The 19,054-nt window shown below is 70.9% G+C and carries 15 protein-coding genes; 1 reads left to right on the forward strand and 14 read right to left on the reverse strand.

Annotated elements, in window-relative coordinates; genetic code table 11:
* Window positions 1–29: 29 nt before the first annotated feature.
* The 12 genes from N4G66_RS38950 to N4G66_RS39005 all read right to left on the reverse strand — a co-directional run bounded on the left by N4G66_RS38950 (window position 30) and on the right by N4G66_RS39005 (window position 16,427).
* Complete coding sequence (locus tag N4G66_RS38950) at window positions 30–1,478, reverse strand: PP2C family serine/threonine-protein phosphatase (protein ID WP_261709030.1); 1,449 nt, start codon at window positions 1,476–1,478, stop codon at window positions 30–32.
* Window positions 1,479–4,169: a serine/threonine-protein kinase gene (locus tag N4G66_RS38955; RefSeq protein ID WP_391858961.1), complete on the reverse strand. Its 2,691-nt coding sequence runs from the start codon at window positions 4,167–4,169 to the stop codon at window positions 1,479–1,481.
* An 85-nt stretch (window positions 4,170–4,254) separates the two neighbouring features.
* A complete protein-coding gene (locus tag N4G66_RS38960) occupies window positions 4,255–5,589 on the reverse strand; it encodes a hypothetical protein (RefSeq protein WP_261709031.1) in 1,335 nt (444 codons plus the stop codon).
* 78 nt (window positions 5,590–5,667) lie between these two features.
* Window positions 5,668–6,684 carry a glutamate ABC transporter substrate-binding protein gene (locus N4G66_RS38965; protein WP_261709032.1) on the reverse strand — a complete coding sequence of 339 codons (1,017 nt, stop codon included), beginning with the start codon at window positions 6,682–6,684 and terminating at the stop codon, window positions 5,668–5,670.
* A gap of 14 nt (window positions 6,685–6,698) precedes the next feature.
* On the reverse strand, window positions 6,699–8,138 hold the full coding sequence (locus N4G66_RS38970) for a hypothetical protein (RefSeq protein ID WP_261709033.1): 1,440 nt from the start codon (window positions 8,136–8,138) through the stop codon (window positions 6,699–6,701).
* A 366-nt stretch (window positions 8,139–8,504) separates the two neighbouring features.
* Entirely contained in the window at window positions 8,505–9,518 is a 1,014-nt protein-coding gene (locus N4G66_RS38975; protein ID WP_261709034.1) for an N-acetylglucosamine kinase, read from the reverse strand.
* Window positions 9,515–10,780 (reverse strand): 6-phospho-beta-glucosidase, encoded by a 1,266-nt coding sequence (locus N4G66_RS38980; protein ID WP_261709035.1) that lies wholly within the window; start codon window positions 10,778–10,780, stop codon window positions 9,515–9,517. The genes N4G66_RS38975 and N4G66_RS38980 overlap by 4 nt, the downstream gene beginning before the upstream one ends.
* Window positions 10,781–10,782: 2 nt before the next feature.
* A complete protein-coding gene (locus N4G66_RS38985) occupies window positions 10,783–11,676 on the reverse strand; it encodes a carbohydrate ABC transporter permease (protein WP_261709036.1) in 894 nt (297 codons plus the stop codon).
* Window positions 11,677–11,679: 3 nt separating this feature from the next.
* The gene (locus tag N4G66_RS38990) at window positions 11,680–12,621 is read right to left on the reverse strand and encodes a carbohydrate ABC transporter permease (RefSeq protein WP_261709037.1); all 942 of its coding nucleotides are present in this window, start codon (window positions 12,619–12,621) and stop codon (window positions 11,680–11,682) included.
* Window positions 12,622–12,631: 10 nt separating this feature from the next.
* The gene (locus N4G66_RS38995) at window positions 12,632–13,969 is read right to left on the reverse strand and encodes an ABC transporter substrate-binding protein (protein WP_261709038.1); all 1,338 of its coding nucleotides are present in this window, start codon (window positions 13,967–13,969) and stop codon (window positions 12,632–12,634) included.
* Window positions 13,970–14,028: 59 nt separating this feature from the next.
* Window positions 14,029–15,240 (reverse strand): ROK family transcriptional regulator, encoded by a 1,212-nt coding sequence (locus N4G66_RS39000; RefSeq protein ID WP_261709039.1) that lies wholly within the window; start codon window positions 15,238–15,240, stop codon window positions 14,029–14,031.
* Window positions 15,241–15,590: 350 nt separating this feature from the next.
* A complete protein-coding gene (locus tag N4G66_RS39005; protein WP_261709040.1) occupies window positions 15,591–16,427 on the reverse strand; it encodes a hypothetical protein in 837 nt (278 codons plus the stop codon).
* 244 nt (window positions 16,428–16,671) lie between these two features.
* On the opposite strand from N4G66_RS39005, the gene N4G66_RS39010 reads away from it, so the two are divergent.
* A complete protein-coding gene (locus N4G66_RS39010; protein ID WP_261709041.1) occupies window positions 16,672–16,908 on the forward strand; it encodes a hypothetical protein in 237 nt (78 codons plus the stop codon).
* A 94-nt stretch (window positions 16,909–17,002) separates the two neighbouring features.
* Here the strand turns inward: N4G66_RS39010 and N4G66_RS39015 are convergent, their stop codons facing one another.
* Both N4G66_RS39015 and N4G66_RS39020 read right to left on the reverse strand, forming a co-directional pair.
* Window positions 17,003–17,623 (reverse strand): Uma2 family endonuclease, encoded by a 621-nt coding sequence (locus N4G66_RS39015; RefSeq protein WP_261709042.1) that lies wholly within the window; start codon window positions 17,621–17,623, stop codon window positions 17,003–17,005.
* A 294-nt stretch (window positions 17,624–17,917) separates the two neighbouring features.
* Window positions 17,918–19,033, reverse strand: a complete 1,116-nt coding sequence (locus N4G66_RS39020; RefSeq protein ID WP_261709043.1) for a mechanosensitive ion channel domain-containing protein — start codon at window positions 19,031–19,033, stop codon at window positions 17,918–17,920.
* Between the last annotated feature and the right edge of the window lie 21 nt (window positions 19,034–19,054).

Raw genomic sequence — 19,054 nt, forward strand, 5'->3', positions numbered from 1 at the left:
TCCGCGGCCGCCCCCGTTCGTTCGCGGCCTCAGGCCGATCCTGCCCCCTGCGAGGGGGCGGGGAACGGCATGACGGCCACTGTTACGTTGTCGTGGCCCCCGCCGTCCAGGGCGTGGCCGACCAGAACCTGGGCGCTGTGCAGCGGCCTTTCGGCGGCGTCGAGGGGGACGACCTCGGCCATGTCCTCGGCCGCCTCCGCGTAGTTCCACAGACCGTCGGTGCACACCACGACCACACCCGGCCGGTCCGGCTTGAACGAGACGGTGTGCGGCTCCAGTTCGTAGGCGTCGGCGCCGAGCCAGCCGGTGATCGCGTGGGCGCGCTCGTCGGCGTACGCCTCCGCCTCGTTCATCAGGCCCGCGGCGACCATCTGCGCGGCCCACGAGTCGTCCTCGGTGAGCCGGGCCGGCAGTGAGGAGCGGTCGACGGGGATCCAGTAGACGCGGCTGTCGCCGACCCAGCCGACGATCAGCAGGGCGGACGTGACGACGGCGCTGACGATGGTGCAGGCGGGCGCGTTCACATGCGGAGCGTGCTCGCCCTGCGCGGTGGACGGATCCGCCAGCGCGTTGACGGCCTCCGAGGCCGCGACGATCGCCTCGTGCATGGCCTGCTGGGGGTGCGTGCCCAGCGGAAGAGCCGCCAGGAGCGACTCGTTGGCCGCACGGGACGCGGCGAGCGAGGCCTCGTCCGGGCGGGTCGCGGAGGAGACCCCGTCGCAGACGACCGCGACGACCGCGGGGGAGCCGTCGGGCAGCGCGGTCGAGGAGATCGCGAACGCGTCCTCGTTGCGGTGGTGGCGCAGACCCCGGTCGCTGACCGCGGCGACGGCGCCCAACTCCTGTTCCATGTGGTCCCGTTCCCGTGGCTGCGCGTGTCCGCAGTTCTCGCAGTAGCCGTCGGTGTCCACCTGGCCCGAACGGCAGGCCACGCACACCTTGGCGCCCGCGGGGGGCGCCGGGAGGTCGGCGGTCCGGGGATCGGCGGGGACCTCGCGGTCCGGGCCGTCGGCCGGGTGGCCCTCAGCGGTCCGGACTTCGCCGGCCGGCGGAGCGAGCGGGTACTCGTCGGGCTCCGACGGCCGGTCGAACCGTACGCCCGAGGGCTGTCCGGCGGGTCGCTTGGCGACGGACGGCCGGACCCCCGCCGGATCCCCGTGCGGGTGTTCCGGGTGCTCAGGATGCGGCAGTTCGGAACCACCCGAATCGGTGCCCCGGATATCGGCGGCGCGGTGCACCGGCGCGGACACGTCCGCGCTGTCGACCTCGGGCGCCAGGGGCCAGTCCACGGACGGGGCGGCCGGCGGAAGGCCGGCCGAGGTTCCGTTCATGGTGATCGTGGGGTGGTCCTGCGGCGGTGCGGACACCGCCGAAAGGTCGTAGCCGCACGCACCGCAGAAACGGTCGGCCGCCTCCAGCGGCTCCTCGCAACTGGGGCACCGCGAAAGGGCCGTCGGCTGGGGCATCTGGGACATCAATCACACCCACGTCCGGGGGCGGTAACGGTTGGCACGTTCCACCAGGTCGATCCTCTCCTCGCCGCCCCGCGCGAGCCGGGCCAGCGTCCGGTACGAACGTTCGAGGCCGAAACGGAGGCCGCGCTCGTCCAACGCGCTGCCGAGCAGCGCAGGTCCACCGCCGGAGGCCGGAGCGGAACCCTGGCTACCGGAGAGTACCCAGTCCAGCGCGCAGCCGAGGACCTCCGTCGACAACTGCTCGCGCCGTACGGCGTCCAGACCGAATCCGTCGAGCGCCTCCACCTGCCCGGCGGCCGCCGTCAGATCGTTCAGGAAGGGCGGCGCCGCCGTCTCCGCGGCCGGCCGCTGCCGCAGCCGTGCCCGCACGGCGGCGACTCGGGCCGCCGTGTAGTGGATCGACGACTCCGGTACGGATTCCAGGGTGCGTACGGCGCCACGGCGGTCCCCCGCCGCGAGCTGCACCCGGGCCAGCCCGAACGCGGCGCTCACATAGCTGGGGTCGGTCGTCCACACCAAACGGTAGTACTCGGCGGCGTTGTCCAGTTGACCGAGCACCTCCGCGCAGACGCCCAGCGCCAGCTTGGGCGCGGGCTCGCCGGGGAAGGCGTCGTAGACCGCGTCGAAGGACAGCGCCGCGATCTCGTTCTGGCCGGTCGCCAGCGCCGTGACACCGCGGTACCAGACCACCCGCCAGTCGTCCGGGTGATCCGTCTCCAGCGCCTCGACGGCCGCGCCCGCGCCGCTCAGTTCACCCATCTCCAGGCGGGCCCGCAGCTCCCGCAGCCGCAGCTCCGGTGAACCGGCCGGCGCCGCCCGCAGCGCGGCGATCAGCTCCGCGGGCGCGGACGCGATGAGCCCCGCGAGGAAACCGGCGTTCGGGTCGCCCGGGTCCACCCGGGGGACGGGCAGCGCGAGCGCGGTGGCCACCGCCTGAACGGACTTGACCACGGCGGTGGAGGCCGGCCCAGGAGGCAGCGGACGGGTCCCGTTCGTCCCCGCGGGCAGCGAAGGCGCGCCCTTTCTCACCCGTACGGGGACCACGCGGGCCCCCAGTCGCGACACGTCCTCGGCCGCCTTCCCGAACAGCTCCGTGTCCGTGACCTTGGTCTCGGGTCCGAACAGCGTCGACAGCGCCGGTCTGGCACGCCCCGTCTGGAGCGAGACCACCTCGCGCAGCACGCCGGTCAGCTGCTCGGACATCTCCTGCGCGGAGGCGAAACGGCGGGCCGGGTCCGGGTCGGTGGCCCGGACGAGAAGCCGGTAGAAGGACTCGTACTGGCGGAAGACCTCGATGTTGTCGGGGTCGGGCAGGGAGTCCACGAAGACGTTCGTGTAGCCCTGGAAGTCGAAGGCGAGGACGGCGAGCGTACGGGCGACGGTGTAGAGGTCGGAGGCGACCGAGGGACCCACCTCGGCCACCTCGGGGGCCTGGTAGCCCACCGTGCCGTAGATGGCCGACTCCTCGTCGTCCATCCTGCGCACCGCGCCCATGTCGATCAGCTTGAGCTGGTCCTCGGTCTGGATCGCGTTGTCGACCTTGAAGTCGCAGTACAGCAGGTTGCGGCTGTGCAGATGACCGAGGGCCTCCAGGGCCTCGATACCGTACGCGCAGGCCTGCTCCACCGGTAGCGGGTCGCGCTTGCCGTCCGCCGTACGGCGCCCGTTGGCGAGCTCCTTGAGCGACTTGCCGCCCACGTACTCCATGACGATGTACCCGTCCAGCGAACCCGTCCGCTGGTCGAGGTGCTCGACGAAGTTGTAGATCCGCACGATGTTGGCGTGCTCGATCTCCGCGAGGAAGCGCCGCTCGGAGATCGCGGCCGCCATCGCGTCCTGGTCGCCCGTGTCGAGCAGACCCTTGAGGACCACCCAGCGGTCGGACACCGCGCGGTCGACGGCGAGGTACACCCAGCCGAGCCCGCCGTGCGCCAGACAGCCCATCACCTCGTACTGGCCGTGCACGATGTCACCGGTGCGCAGCTTCGGCACGAACGAGTACGGGTGGCCGCACTTCGTGCAGAACCCCTCGGTGCGACCGGGCTGCTCTCCGCGTGAACGCCCCACCGGGGCACCGCAGTCGGAGCGCGAACAGAACCGTTTGCGCTCGGGCACCTCCGGGTTCTCCAGGACCATCTCGCGCGGGTCGGGCCGCGGCACCCCCGGTACCTCCACGAGCCCGGCACCGAGCCGGCCCCGCCCGGAGGAGGCCGCCGTCGAGCCGGAGCTGCGCACCGACACGGAACGGCCCGTCGAACCGCCCGACAACGACAGGGACCGCGACAGCCGCCCGGAGACCGAGCGCCGCGACTGCGAGGAGCGCGACGACGTGCGCGCGCTGGCGCGTGAACCGCCGCGCGCGCTGCTGCTGTCGGAGCCGCGCGAACCACGGCCGCCCCCGGACGAACCGGTCGGCGGCGAACTCACCATGCCCTCGCCGGATTTTTGGCCGCTCCCGGACCGGGAGGACCCCGATGCCGGTACGACCGGGGCGAGCCCGCACGTGTCGCAGTACAGCTCGCCGCCGCCCATGTCCTCGTACGACCCCTCGCAACCGGGCCGACCGCACGTCCGCTCACTCACCGGCTGCTCGCCCGCACCCGGCGCGGGCACGCTTCCGGACCGGGTGGACCCCGATGCCGGTACGACCGGGGCGAGCCCGCACGTGTCGCAGTACAGCTCGCCGCCGCCCATGTCCTCGTACGACCCCTCACAACCGGGCCGCGCGCACTTCTGTTCACTCACCGGCTGCTCACTCACGCCGTATCCCCTTCAACGCTCACGCGTCGGGCCCCCTCCGGTCCGCACGGTCATGAGGCCCGCCCTGCTCGGGCACCTGCGGGCTCAGCAGCTCGGCGGCCGCCCGCTGGTAGCGCAGCACCGCCTCCTCCGCCACCCGCAGATCACAGGGAGCGCTCCACAGCATGCGCCGGGCCGCGTCGTAGCGCTCCACCAGGAACGGGTCCTCGGCGAAGCCGTGCCGGGCGACCTTCGCCTTGTACGCGTCCAGCCGGCCGCGCAGCTCCGCGCGGACCGCCAGTGGCTGGGTGACCGCGCCCAACGACTCGCGGGCGCGCAGGAGTTCGTCCTCGGCCTTCTCCTCCAGCGCCTCCAGAAGGGGCGAGAGGCGGTGCCACTGCGCGTGCCTGCGGTACTCCGCGGCCGTGGCCAGCTGTTCCTGCAAAGCCGTCGGCGGACCGCTGACGGCCGGTACCTCGGACGCGGCGATCTTCGCGAGCACCTCACCGCGGGCACTGCGCGCCTCGGCGAGCGTGCGGTCCGCGCGGCTGAGCACGTCCCGCAGCTTCACCAGCCGTGCCTCCGCGTCCTGCCGCACGGTGAGCACCGCGTCGATCTCCCGGCGCACCTCCTCCAGAGCGCGCGCCTCACGGTCGTACACCGTCGTGTCCGGGCGTCCGCCGCCCGGGGCCGAACTCCCCTGCGCGGGAACCCAGAAGGCCAGCGGATCGGAGACCACCCGCTCGCGCAAGGTGGTCAGCGTCCGCGTGATCCGCTCCAGGTCGTCGCCCGAAGGGTGCTCCCCGGGGCGTACGCCCACGGAGTGCGCGAGCGTGCGGGTGCGCTGGAGCTCCGCGGCCAGTAAATCGATCCGGGCGGGCAGCGCGGACCACACCGCGTCCGCGGTCACGACCATGTCGAGCGAGGTCGCGTACAGCTCGTTCATCCGGTCCACCAGCGCGGCCAGCGAGAACCGCTCGCTGAGCTTGCCGGTGCCGGCCAGGGTGGGCGCGTTCGCGGTGGCCGTGGTGGAACCGGCGACCGTGATGCCCGAACCGCGCAGCAGCTCGGTCAGTTCGACCAGGTCCTCACGGCTGGACCAGCGTCTGCGGGAACGGATCTCGCGCGCGGAGCGCAGCGCGTCCGCGTACGCGTCGAAGTACGCCCACAGCAAGGTGATCGACGCCTCCGCGGACGCCCAGCGCTCCTTGGTCGTGCCGGTGAGTTCGGCGCCTTCCAGGAGTCTGCGGCCCGCGTGGTCCTGCAGGGCGAGGAGCGAGGTCTCGATGGCCTCGTGCTCCGCGCCGAGGCGCGCCAGCGCACGGTCCGCCTCGTCCCGGTCCATCACCGGCCCGGGGGGTCCCGTGACGCCCATCGATCACCTCTCGTTCTCGTGCGTTCCCCGCGCGCTCGGTGCGAGCGGCCGGGCAACTCTCCAGTCGTATCAGGTCGGTCACTTGTACTGGGCGACGGGCGGGTTCTCCGAGGGGGCGTTCGCCCCGAGGGTCGGAGCGAGCCACTTGTCGTACGACTGCTGCCAGCCGTCCTTGCGGTAGTCCGCGAGGATCCGGTTGACCCGGCGTACCAGATCCTCGGAGCCCTGTTTCATCGCCACGCCGTAGTACTCGGTGGTGAACGTGTGGCCCTTGAGCTCGACCGTGGGGTCCTGGGCGGCCTGGCTCGCGGCGAGCGCGCCGTCCGTCACCACCGCGTCGGCCTCGCCCAGTTGGAGACGCACCAGACAGTCGAGCTGGTTGGGCACGGGAGGGGCGATGTCTGCGGAGGAGACCAGCCTGCCCGTTTTCCGGTCAGCCGTGAGCCGGTCGTACGCGGTGGAGGTCTTCGCGGAGCAGATCCTCTTCTTGGCGAGGGTCTTGTCGTACCCCGTGATTCCGGACTTCGCCGGGGCCAGCACCTGCTGGCCGGTCTTGAAGTAGGGCGCGGAGAAAGCGACCTGCTTCAGACGGTCACAGGTGATCGTCATGGTGCGGACCACCATGTCGACCTTGCCGCTCTGGATCGCGGGGATGCGCTGGCTGGTCGGGACGGCCCGGAACTGGACGGCGTTCTCGTCGCCCAGGATGTCCTTGGCGATCGCGTGGACCAGGTCGATGTCGAAGCCCTCCAGGTCGCTGCCGGCCTCCGGGTTGTTCGGGTCGCGGTAGCCCCAGTGGTAGCTGTTCTGGTCGACGCCGACGATCAGCCGCCGGTCCTTGCGGTTCTTGATGGCCTCGATCGTCGTCCCGTCCGCGTCCGACGGGGCGGGACTCAGGTTCTGCGGGTCGGTGCACCGGGTGGCCCTGGCCTGGGTGCCCCGGACCAGGCCCTGCCCGCCGACGCCCGTGTCGCCGTCCCCGCGCGCGGAGTCCGGCAGCAGCAGCGCGAGGACCAGGGCCGTCGCACAGGCGACGGCCATCGCGCCCACGCCGCCCCAGCCCCTCAGGCTCGCCCTCAGGCGTCGTGCGATCATCGCCGCTCCCCCTCTCACCGGTACTCCGAAAGCCTGCGCCCGATGCCGAACACGGCGCCCGCCGCGGCCAGCACGGCGAGGACCGCGGCGCCGACCGGGAGACCGGTCATGGCACCCAGGCCGTTGCTCGCCGCCCGCTGGAACTCGCTCTCCTCGTGCGTCAGCGCGAGCTTCAGGTTCTTGTCGACGCCGTCGAAGCAGTCGCCCGTGGGCTTCTTGTCGGCGGAGCCGATGACCCGGTCCAGCGCGAGCTGGTACTTGCCGTCGTTGTCGGCCCTACGGGCTTCCTTGTGCCGTTGCACCCAGACCTTCATGTTGGCCGTCGCGGCCTGTACGGGCTTCTCGCCCGCCTGGTCGTCCGCGAGGCCCGCGGCCACCGAGAGGCTCTTGGTGAGCGTCTTCATGTCCTGGTCGAAGCTGTAGTCGTACAGGTCCACGGTCGTCTTGCCGTCGGCCAGGGTCTTGGTCTGGGCGCCCCGGCTGACCAGGGTGAGGTTCTCGTTGCCGCGGGCCTTCAGGGACGCGATCTGGGCGGCGTGCAGCATGTTCAGGGAACGGACCCCGTGGTCGTAGGACTCGTTCAGCCCGGACCGGGCGACCGTGTGCCCGACGGTGAGCCACAGCAGCACGACGAGGGACGCCGCGGTGGCGGCGGCCATGCCCTGGTTCAGAACCCGGTTCGTACGGCGGTAGTTGCGCCGCTGGGCCCAGGCGAGGGCGCCGAGCACGACGAGACCGAGGGCGATCGCGGCCCACGGGTAGGGCTTCGCGTCGGCGTAGTCGGCGCTCAGCCGCTGGTTCTCCCTGTCGTAGAGCTGTCCGGCCTTCGGGAGCATGTCGTGCTGCATCTTGTCGTTCGCGTACCGCAGATACGCGCCGCCCAGCGGGTAGCCCTGCCGGTTGTTGGCGCGGGCCCGCTCGATCAGACCCTTGTACTCGGGCAGCAGTTCGTTCAGCTGGGAGATGGTCCTGGCCGAAGGGGAGCCGGGATCCGCGCTGTTGGCCGCGGTGATCAGCTTCGCGGCCGCCGTCCTGATGTCCCCCTCGTAGCGGTCGCGGGAGGCCTTCGTCTCCTGGCCGCCCGCGAGGAAGCCGCTGGAGGCCGCGGTGTTGGCGTCGGCGAGGGAGCGGTAGATGTCCGCCGCGCTCGCGCTCAGCGGCTGGCTGCTGTGCAGCACGTTGTCCGCGGCGGCCGAACGTTCCGTCATCTGCCAGGCGGTGACGGCGCCGAACGCGACGACCAGCAGGGCGAGGACTGCGCCGATGATCCGCAGCCGCCCCGGCTCCGTCGTCGCCGCGGTACGCAGCCGGTCCACACCCTCGGCCCACGCCGTACGCCGCGGCGGGGCGCCGGGAGCCGGGGGGACGCTCTGCGGGGCGCCGAACCCGGCCTGCGGCAGGGGAAATCCGCCCGGCGGCCCGGGAGGCCCGGACTGCGCCGGCACGGCCGGCATCGTGGGCGCACCTCGCTCCGGTGGCGCCGCGCTGCCCTTCGGCGGGTGTGTCACTGTTGACCTCCCCCATGGTCATCCGGTCGGTCGCGCTCGCCGCGGACGCGGGAAGCGCGGCCCACCGGCGTACGTGCACGGCGGCAAGTATCGCCGCCGGGACCGGCATCCGCACAGGCCTTGCCTGGATCTTGTTCGGATCACGGCGCAGCACGATTCCCCCGCGCCACCCCCTCCCATGAACACGTGTTCCGGTTCTGTTTGGTTCCCGCCCCTTCACGCCAGGTCATGGGCGGTCCGGGGGCCGGCGTGCGCCGGCACCGGAACCACCCGCCCCGGGCGCCTCGTCGGTCCCGTTCCCCGCCGGCCTCCTCAGCCCCGTTCGTAGAAGGCCCGCACGCGCGCGTGGATCTCGTCCTGGGCCCGTACGTGGTCCAGGCCCAGCAGCGCCGCCCCCAGCACCGGCGGGGCCGTGACCACCCGGGGGACCGCCTTGGGCGCGCGGGCGGCCAGGAGTTCGTGGATGCGGTCGTCGAGCTGAGGATGGCGGGCGGCGAGGATGCTGCCGCCGAGCAGGACCGGAGTCTCCTCGTCGAGCAGGCCGAGGCGGGTCAGGGCCACCGTGGACATCGCGACCACCTCGTCCGCGAGCCGGTCGACGAGTCCGCGGGCCACCGGATCGCCGTCCACCGCCGTGGCGAACAGCACCGGGGTCAGCTCGTGCCGCCGCGCGTTGCCGATGTGCTCCAGGTGGAGCGCCTCGATGAGCGCGTACATGGAGTCCAGGCCGAAGTGCGCGGGCAGCGTGCGGGCCAGCGCGGTCGGTCCGCCCCGGCCGTCCTCGGCCCGCGCCGCGTGCCACAGGGCCTCCTCCGCCAGACCCCAGCCGCCGCCCCAGTCACCGGAGATACGGCCGATGGCGGGGAAGCGGGCGGTGCGGCCGTCGGGCCGCATGCCGACGCAGTTGATGCCGGCCCCGCAGACGACGGCGACACCGCGCGGTTCGGCGATCCCGGCCCGCAGGATCGCGAAGGTGTCGTTGCGCACCTCCACTCCCGCGCCCCATGCCCGTGCGCGCAGCGCGGCCGCCAACTGCTCCTCCTCCACCGGCAGATCGGCGTTGGCGAGGCAGGCGGAGACATGGTCGACCGCGGTGACGCCCGCCTCGGCGAAGGCCCGCCGCACGGCGTCGGCGACCGCGTCCACCGCCGTCTCGACGCCGACCGCAGGGGGGCGGAACCCGCCCCCGCGCGCGGTGCCGGTCACCCGGCCGTCCGCGGCCACCACGGCGACGTCGGTCTTGCTGTTCCCCGCGTCGATGGCCAGCACGAGGCCGGCGGGGCCGGACCCGGCGGCCGTCCCGGCGCCGGATTCCGTCGAGGTCATGCCCACGCGAGGTGCTCCCGGTTGTGCGCGATCAGCTGGTCGGTCAGGGTGTCGGCGTAGGCGTACTGGCCCACCAGGGGGTGCGCGAGCAGTGCCCGGAAGACCCGGTCGCGCCCGCCGCGCAGGGCGGCCTCCAGCGCGAGGTCCTCGTACGCGGTCACGTTCGCCATGAGTCCCGCGTACAGCGGGTCCACGGCCGGCACCGGCAGCGGCGAGGGCCCCTTGGCGTTGACCGCGGCCTGCACCTCGATCACTGCGTCGTCCGGCAGGAACGGCAGGGTTCCCCGGTTGTACGTGTTCACCACCTGGTAGGGGCTGCCGCCCCCGCCGAGCAGCGAGGCGGCGAGGTCGACGGCCGCCTCGGAGTAGTAGGCGCCGCCCCGTTTCGCCAGCAGCTCCGGCTTCTCGTCGAGCGCCGGGTCGCCGTACATCGTCAGCAACTGCCGCTCCATCTCGGCCACTTCGGCGGCCCGGGAGGGCTTGGTGCGCAGCTCCCGGACGACCTCGTCGTGCGCGTAGAAGTAGCGCAGGTAGTACGAGGGGACGACGCCGAGGCTCTCGACCAGGGCGCGCGGCAGGCGCAGGTCCTCGGCGACGGCGCCGCCGTGCTCGGCGAGCAGCCTGGGCAGCACGTTCTCGCCCTCGGGACCGCCCAGGCGCACACCGGTCTCCCAGGTGAGGTGGTTGAGGCCCACATGGTCGAGATGCACATCGGCGGGGGAGACCCCGAGCAGTCCGGCGAACTTCCGCTGGAAGCCGATCGCCACGTTGCACAGGCCGACCGTCTTGTGGCCGGCCTGGAGAAGGGCGCGCGTCACGATGCCCACCGGGTTGGTGAAGTCGATGATCCACGCGTCCGGGTTGGTCCGGCGGACCCGCTCGGCGATGTCCAGCACCACCGGAACGGTCCGCAGCGCCTTGGCCAGGCCGCCCGCGCCCGTCGTCTCCTGCCCGACGCAGCCGCACTCCAGCGGCCAGGTCTCGTCCTGCTCGCGGGCAGCCTGGCCGCCGACGCGCAGCTGGAGGAGCACCGCGTCGGCGCCCTCGACCCCCGCGTCCAGGTCGGACGTCGTGACGATCCGGCCCGGGTGGCCCTGCTTGGCGAAGATCCGGCGGGCCAGGCCCCCCACCAGTTCCAGGCGTTCGGCGGCCGGGTCGACGAGGACCAGCTCCTCGACGGGCAGGGTGTCCCTGAGCCGCGCGAAACCGTCGATGAGTTCGGGGGTGTAGGTCGACCCTCCGCCGACCACGGTGAGCTTCATGGTTAGCCCTTCACTCCGGTGAGCGTGACACCCTCGACGAACGCCTTCTGCGCGAAGAAGAACACGAGGATCACGGGGGCCATGACCAGCACGGTCGCGGCCATGGTGAGATTCCAGTCGGTGTGGTGCGCGCCCTTGAACGACTCCAGGCCGTACGAGAGGGTCCAGGCGTTCTGGTTCTCGGAGGCGTAGATCTGCGGGCCGAAGTAGTCGTTCCAGGCGTAGAAGAACTGGAAGAGCGCGACGGCCGCGATGCCGGGCTTCGCCATCGGCAGGACGACCTTCAGCAGGGTCCTCAGATCCCCGCACCCGTCCACCTTGGCCGCGTCCAGGTACTCGTTCGGGATGGTCATCAGGAACTGGCGCAGCAGGAAGATGGAGAACGCGTCCCCGAACGCCATCGGGATGATCAGCGGCCACAGCGTGCCGGACAGGTCCAGCTGCTTCGCCCAGAACAGGTACATCGGGATGATCACGACCTGCGGCGGCAGCATCATCATCGAGATGACCAGCATCAGTGACAGATTCCGGCCGCGGAAGCGGAACTTGGCGAGGGCGTAGGCGACCGGGATCGACGAGACGACGGTCAGTACGGTGCCGAAGCCCGCGTACAGCAGGGTGTTCTTCCACCAGGTGAGGAAGCCCGGGGTCTCGAAGACCTTCTTGTAGTTGCCCCACTCCCAGGTGTGCGGGATCAGATCGCGGCTGAGCGCCTGGCTGTCGCTCATCAGCGAGGTCAGGAACACGAACACGAAGGGCAGCACGAAGAACAGGGCGGCCGCGACGCCGAGGGAGTGGATCGCGACCCACTCCAGGAGGGCCCTGCGGCGTGCGGTGCGCTCGGCTGGAGAGACGGGCGCGGTCAACTCCACCGGCTTGTCGAGTACTTGAGTCATCGGTCAGTCACCTGCCTGGATGAGACCGCCCCGGCGCCGCATCAGGAACGCGGTGAACACCATGGACAGGGCGAACAGCACGAGCGCGACCACACAGGCGGAGCCGTAGTCGAAGCGCTGGAAGCCGAGGTTGTAGACGAGCTGGGGCAGGGTGAGCGTCGACTTGTCGGGATAGCCGGGCTCGAACTGCGTGCCGGCGCCCTGGATGACGCCCGAGGCGACCTTCCCCGCGATCAGCGGCTGCGTGTAGTACTGCATGGTCTGGATCACGCCGGTCACCACGGCGAACATCACGATCGGCGAGATGTTCGGCAGGGTGACGTAACGGAAGCGCTGCCAGGCCGAGGCGCCGTCCAGCTCGGCGGCCTCGTACTGCTCGGTCGGCACGTCGAGCAGCGCGGCCATGAAGATGACCATCAGGTCGCCGATGCCCCACAGGGCCAGCAGGGTCAGGGCCGGCTTGGACCAGGAGGGGTCGTTGAACCAGCCCGGAGCCGAGATGCCGGCCTTGTCCAGGAGCGAGTTGACCGGCCCCGTACCGGGGTTGAGGAGGAAGGCGAAGGCCATGGTGGCCGCCACCGGCGGGGCGAGGTAGGGCAGATAGAAGAGGGTGCGGAAGACACCCGTACCTGTCTTGATCTTCGTGATCAGCAGTCCGACACCGAGTCCGAACAGCACCCGCAGGGTCACCATGACGAGGACCAGCCACAGGGTGTTGCGCAACGCGGGCCAGAACAGCGGGTAGTTCTCGAAGACGTACTTCCAGTTCTTCGTTCCGCTCCACGTCGGCGGCTTGAAGCCGTCGTAGTGCATGAAGGAGAAGTAGACGGTCGAGATCAGCGGATAGGCGAAGAAGACCGCGAACCCGATCAGCCAGGGCGACATGAAGGCGAGGGTCCGCAGCGCCGAACGGCGGCGCTTGGAGGTGAGCGTGACAGTACTCATCGGCGTGCGGCTACTTCGCCTGCGCGATGTCCGTGTCGATCTGCTGGGCGGTGGATTCCAGACCCGCCTTCAGATCCGTGGACTTGCCGCTCTCGTAGTCGTATCCGAACTGCTGGATCGTCACGAGGTAGGTGCCGCCGTTGATGGACGCCGGGGTCGTCGTCGAGTTCGGGTTCGAGGCGATGTCCAGGAACGTCTTGAACCGCGGGTCGTACTTCAGCTTCGGCGACTTGAGGGCCGCGAGCGTCGAGGGCACGTTGTGGATGTCGTTGGCGAAGCCGACCACCGCGTCCGTGTCCGTGGTCATGTATTTGACCAGCTCCCAGGCCGCGTTCTGCTTCTTGCTGGTGGCCGCGATGCCCGCGATGGTGCCGGTGATGTAGCCCTTGCCGTACTGGTCCGCCCGGTCGTCGGGGACGGGCAGCGGGGCGACGCCGATCTCGAAGTCCGGCTTGGCCTCCTCGGCCATCCCGAGCCGCCACTCGCCGTCGAGCTGCATGGCGACCTGACCGGTGTGGAAGGGGTGCTTGATACCCCACTCGTCACCGAGCTTGGAACGGTAGGTCTCCAGCTTCTTGAAGCCGCCGAGTTCGTCGACCAGCTTCTTCTGAAGGGTGAACCCGGCGGTGAAAGCGGGGTCCTTGGCGATGTTCGACTTGCCGCTGCTGTCGAAGTACGTCGGCGAGAACTGCCCGAAGTAGTGCTCGGTGGTGGACTCCCAGCCGTGGTAGTCCGGCATGAAGCCGAGCTGGGAGTAGGAGTCGCCCTTGGAGATCGTGAGTTTCTTGGCGTCCGTCTCGAACTCCGACCAGGTCTTCGGAGGGCTGCTGATCCCGGCTTTCTTGAACGCGTCCTTGTTGTAGTAGAGCCCGTACGCGTCACCGAGCAGCGGCACCGTGCAGCGGTTGCCTTCGAACTGGGTGTACTCGTTCATCGCCTTCGGGAACGTCGTCTGCGGGTCGATGTGCGCCTTCTTGAAGAAGGGGTTCAGATCGATGAAGGCGCCGGACGAGCAGAACTTGCCCACATTGTTCGTGGTGAAGGAGGAGACCACGTCGGGGGCCTTGTCGCCGCCCGCGCGCAGCGCCTGGTTGATCTTGTCGTCGGTCATGTTGCCGACGACGTTCACGTGGATGTTGGGGTGCGCCTTCTCGAAGCCCGCGACCAGCGACTTCACGGCCTTGACCTCGTTCTCCGAGCTCCAGGCGTGCCAGAAGTTGATCGTCTGCTCCTTGGACGCGTCGTCGCTTCCGCCCGCGTCGGACTGGCCGGTACAGGCGGTGGCGAGGAGGGCTATCGAGGCGGAGGCGGCGAGCGCGACGGCCGCCTTTCGGGACATTCCGGGCATGGCGAGATCTCCCTGTGAGGGACGGGTCGGACGGGGGAGTTGCGGGCTTGAGGGCGGGGTCAGCGGGAGGTGTCGAAGACCTCGTCGCGGGTGGCTGCCAGGGCGCTCTCCAACGCGCCGCGCAGTACGGGGTGTTCGTGTACGTCGCCGACAACGAGGCGCGGCCGGGACGCGGCCAGCTCCTCCAACTCGGCCTGGACCAGGGCGCGCAGCGGTTCCCCGCCCGCGGTGAGCGACGATCCGCTGAGGACGACGAGTTCGGGGTCGAGCACGGAGACGAGGGAGGCCAGACCGGTGGCGAGTCCGGTCGCGTACGTCTCCAGGAGCTGCCGGTAGGGGCCCTCGTCGACGGCGGCGGCCCGTTCGACGACGGTGGCCGCGACCTCGGCGTAGGGGCCCGCGGGCAGGTCCTCGATGCCGAGCTCACGCGCCAGCTTGGGGATGGCCTGCGAACCGGCCAGCTCCTGGTAGCCGCCGCTGTTGGCCCGGGTCACCTGGCGCACCAGGGGCGCGCCGGGCACCGGCAGGAAGCCGACCTCGCCCGCGCCGCCGGTCCAGCCGCGGTGCAGCCGGCCGCCGAGGACGAGCGCGGCGCCGAGACCGCCCTCGTTCCACAGCAGGACGAAGTCCTCGTGCCCCCGGGCGGCACCGAGCCGCTGCTCCGCGATGGCGACGAGGTTGACGTCGTTCTCGTACTCGACGGGCATCGGCAGCGCGGCCGCCAGCTCGTCGAGGAGGGTGGGCGAGTGCCAGCCGGGCAGGTGCGAGGCGTAGCGCAGCCGGCCGGTGTTGGGGTCGAAGGCGCCGGGGGTGCCGATGACGAGGCGGCGGACGTCGTCCCGGGCGAGCCCGGCCGCCTTCACCGCGCCGTCGAGGGCGTCGGTGACCTGGCGTACGACGGGCTGGGACCGGCGGCGGCCCGGAGCGGGCAGCTCGTACTCGCCGACCGTCCGGCCGGTGATGTCGGCGACGGCGGCGAGGACGCGCTCGGGGGTGACGTCCAGGCCCGCCGCGTGGGCGGCGCCCGGATTGACCTCGTACAGCTGGGCGCTGGGGCCCGGCCGCCCCTCGCTGGTGCCGGTGGCCAGGACGAGCCCGGCGGCCTCCAGCCGGGCCAGGAGCTGCGAGGCGGTGGGCTTGGACAGCCCGGTGAGCTTCCCGATCCGGGTGCGCGAGAGCGGTCCGTGCGCGAGCAGCAGATCGAGGGCGGCGCGGTCGTTCATCGCGCGCAGGACGCGAGGGGTGCCCGGCGTACCGGCGGTTCCTGTCATGTCTGTCGCCACCTGCCCTTCTTGGCCGACCAGCTTCCCCCGAGGTGCCTTCGGAAGTCCACCGCAAGATCATTGTTAGGAAAGTTTCCTATTGCTGTGCGAGGAAGGTAGGCCGGACTGGTCGGAGGCGTCAAGAGAAACCGCCCCCTGGGCAACAGAGTCGTTACCTGGGGGGCGGGGGTTGGGGTTGGGGCGGTCGAGTCGGGTGAGGGAGCCGGGCGGCGGGGAACGCTGCGGTCCTACCCGGCCGAAGAAGTCGCGAAGCCGCCCCCGCCGCTGACGGACTCGTCTGCTGCGGGGGCGGCTCGGGGCCGACCTGGGGAGGGGTCGGCCCGGGGGGGCGGACTCGGTTACTTCACGTCGACGTAGTCGCCCGTGGCCGTGGCGGTGCCCGTGGTGGTCGTGCCCGCGAACGTGTAGCGGTACGTGCCGTCGGCGGCGGCCTTGACCGTGGTGGTCAGGGCGCCCGCCGTGCCGGAGGTCACCGTCTTGACGGTCTTGTAGGCGGTCGCGCCCTTGGCCCTGAACTGGAGGGCGGCCGGCTGGCCCTTGTAGCCGGCGTACTTGGTGGTCGCCCAGTCGGCGCGGGTCAGCGTGCCCTTGACGGTGAGGGTGCTGCCCTTCTTCACCGGCTCGGGGGTGGCATTGGTGGTGAGCTTGGCGGCGCGCTTGACCTGGGCGGTGCCGGGGAGGCCCCACATGTCGTAGCCGAAGCTGAAACTGATGTGGTTGCCGGAGTCCTCGGTGGTCGAGGTGGAGCGGCCGTAGAAGCCGGCCACCTTCCAGGTACCGGCGTCCGCCGCGTCGAAGAAGTAGTCCTGGGGCGCGATGGAGATGACCTCGGTGCAGGACGCGGTGACCGTCGTGGCGGTCGTGGCCGTCGTGGTGCACCTCGCGGCGTCGTCCGACTCCATCTCGTTCTGCAGCCTCGAGAGCGACGTTCCGCGGTACAGCGCGATGCCCGCGTCGTTCGTCAAGCCGTCGAGGACGAGGCCGGCCGGGCGGACCAGGGTGTACTTGACCGGGACGTTCACCGTGGCGGCGGTGCCGACGACGATCGCCTTGCCGTTGTTGACCACCACGTTGGAGAAGGTGAGGTCCGGAGTGGCGGCCGACGCGGACGGCACGGCCAGGGCGGACAGGGCCAGGGCACCGGAAACGACGGCACCTATGGCGTACTTGCGCATGGATTCCCCACATTCGAGGCGGGCCCCCGGGCGTTGAGCTCCAGAACAAGGGCCCGCTGTTGGGGCGACAGTAGACGGCCGCCGGATGTGGCTGAAATGCGGGGGGTGTGTGAAGAGGATCTGTTCCGCGCCCGCGCCTGTGCCCGCGTGCGGATGCGGGCACAGGCGCGTCACCCTGTCCGCGCGTCGTGCTGTGCCGGACGATGCGCGGGTGTTCCCCCTGATGTGGGGGCGGTTACTCCGCGTGTCCGCCCACCTCGTCCTCGTCCTCGACGCTCTCGCCAAGCGCCTCAAGCGGTGGGACACCGAGGAACTGGCCGCTCCGGGGGAGAAGTCCGCCGACCGCGAGCGCCATCCCGTCAAGGTCGACTCCCTTGGGCACGCGGGGCGTTTCGTCGGGGCCGAGGGCATCCAGGTCGTCGACGCGGGCTTCACTGCGACCTGCTCCGGCCATGACGTCTTCGGCAGCGTGACCACCTGACTCCGGGGCCACACAAGTGACTCCCTGGCCTGTGGCGTGAACCCCGTCAACGAGCCCTGGATCCAGGAGGCGTACCGGCTGACGTGTGGTCCGCTCAGTCGCTGAGGAAGGGCCTCGTGTCCAGGGCGGGGTACGGGGCCGGGAGGGGGAGCGGGTCGCCCAGGTCCACCTTGGTGTCGGCGCCGTAGTAGGCCTCGGTGGGGTCGTCGCCGGGGAGGACGGGGTCCGCGTAGCAGTGGGCCGTCCCGGTGTGGCGGTCGATCAGGACGTGGACGGGGACGCCGGCGGCGGCGTACGTGCGGAGTTTGGGGCCGGTGTCCGTTTCGTGGTTGGTGGAAGTGACTTCGCCCACGAGGGCGATCACGTCGATGGGGTACCAGCCCTTGTGGGTTCTGCGGTAGGACTCGTCGAGGTCGGTCGGCCTGCGCCGGCGGATGTAGAAGTCCGGAATGATCAGGGCCATGGTCGTGCCGTCCTTGTGAGCGGCACGGTAACCGTTGCCCATGCCCACGAGACGGAATCCAGCCGCGCGGAACTGGAAACTCAACTCGAATGCACCGTCGTTGTGGTTGTCGTTCGGTTGCGGCGGCACGATGGCCATCCCCTCGACGTACTCGGGTCGAATCGGCATGGGCGACGCCTCTTCGATCGCGATCAACAGGTCGATGGGGTCCACGTGCGTCATCACCGGCTCCATGATCGGTTCCGCGCTCATCGCTCGGTCTCCTTGTCACGCTGGTGCCAGGCTAAGCCCGCGTCGGGTGCCCCGGCAGGACGATGGGGCATCCGGCGCCCCCACGGCGCCGGATGCCCCCGACCGTTCACTCGAACGAGAGTGCTGAAACCGTTCCTCGGGCTTGTGTTTCCCCTACGTCGTCACCGGCGGTGCCTTCCGCCGAGGGTTGCGGGCCCGCTCGCATGGACGAAGGGGCGGGCGCCCCGAACACCCGGGCGCCCGCCCCTTCTCACGTACAGCCGGAGCGATCCCGGCCTCTTGACTGCAGCCGTCCTACTTCGGTGCGCCCGACGGAGCCGGGACCGAGCCGGGGGCCGGGATGGGGGCCGTTGCCTCCGACTGGGGAGAAGCCGGGTTGCCCAGGGCCGACGGGGCCGCCACCGCGGACGTCGGGTCGAGGGGCTCCTCCTCCGGGGGCACCGTGGGGCCGCCCACGATACGGATGTCGGCCGCGTCGAAGGCGCGCTTGATGCGCCAGCGGAGCTCGCGCTCCACGGACCGGGCCTTGCCGGGCATGGTCTTGGCCGAGACGCGGACCACCATGGAGTCGAGCAGGACGCTGTCCAGGCCCAGGATCTCGATCGGGCCCCACAGACGCTCGTTCCAGGGCTCTTCCTTGCTGATGGTCTGGGCGACGTCGTCGATGACGGCCCGGACGTGGTCCAGGTCCTCCGAGGCGCGGACCGTGACGTCCACTCCGGCCGTGGCCCAGCCCTGGGAGAGGTTGCCGATCCGCTTGACCTCGCCGTTGCGGACGTACCAGATCTCGCCGTTGTCGCCGCGCAGCTTGGTCACGCGCAGGCCCACCTCTATGACCTCGCCGGAGGCGACGCCCGCGTCGATCACGTCACCGACGCCGTACTGGTCCTCAAGGATCATGAAGACGCCGGAGAGGAAGTCGGTGACCAGGTTGCGGGCACCGAAACCGATCGCGACACCGGCCACACCCGCCGAGGCGAGCAGCGGGGCCAGATTGATCTCGAACGTGCCGAGGATCATCAGCGCGGCCGTACCCATGATCAGGAAGGACGCGACCGAGCGCAGCACCGACCCTATGGCCTGGGAGCGCTGCCGGCGGCGCTCCACGTTCACCAGCAGACCGCCGAGCGCGGTACCGTCGACGGCCTGGACGGTGCGGGTCATGCGATCGATGAGCTTGGTGATCGCCCGCCGTACGAACACTCTCAGTACGGCGGCGACCACCAGGATCAGCAGGACGCGCAGACCTATGGCCAGCCAGGTCGACCAGTTCTCCTCGACCCAGCTGGCCGCGTGGGTCGCACTTTCCTGGGCGTCCTGAAGCGTTGGGGTCACCGGACCGGTCGACGTCGAGGGAGACGGCGACGGGGTCGAACCGGCGGCCAGGGCCAATAGGACGGGCAGGGACACGGCAGGTACCTCCAGGCGTAG

Source organism: Streptomyces rhizosphaerihabitans, from assembly GCF_025399795.1.
Taxonomy (GTDB): domain Bacteria; phylum Actinomycetota; class Actinomycetes; order Streptomycetales; family Streptomycetaceae; genus Streptomyces; species Streptomyces rhizosphaerihabitans.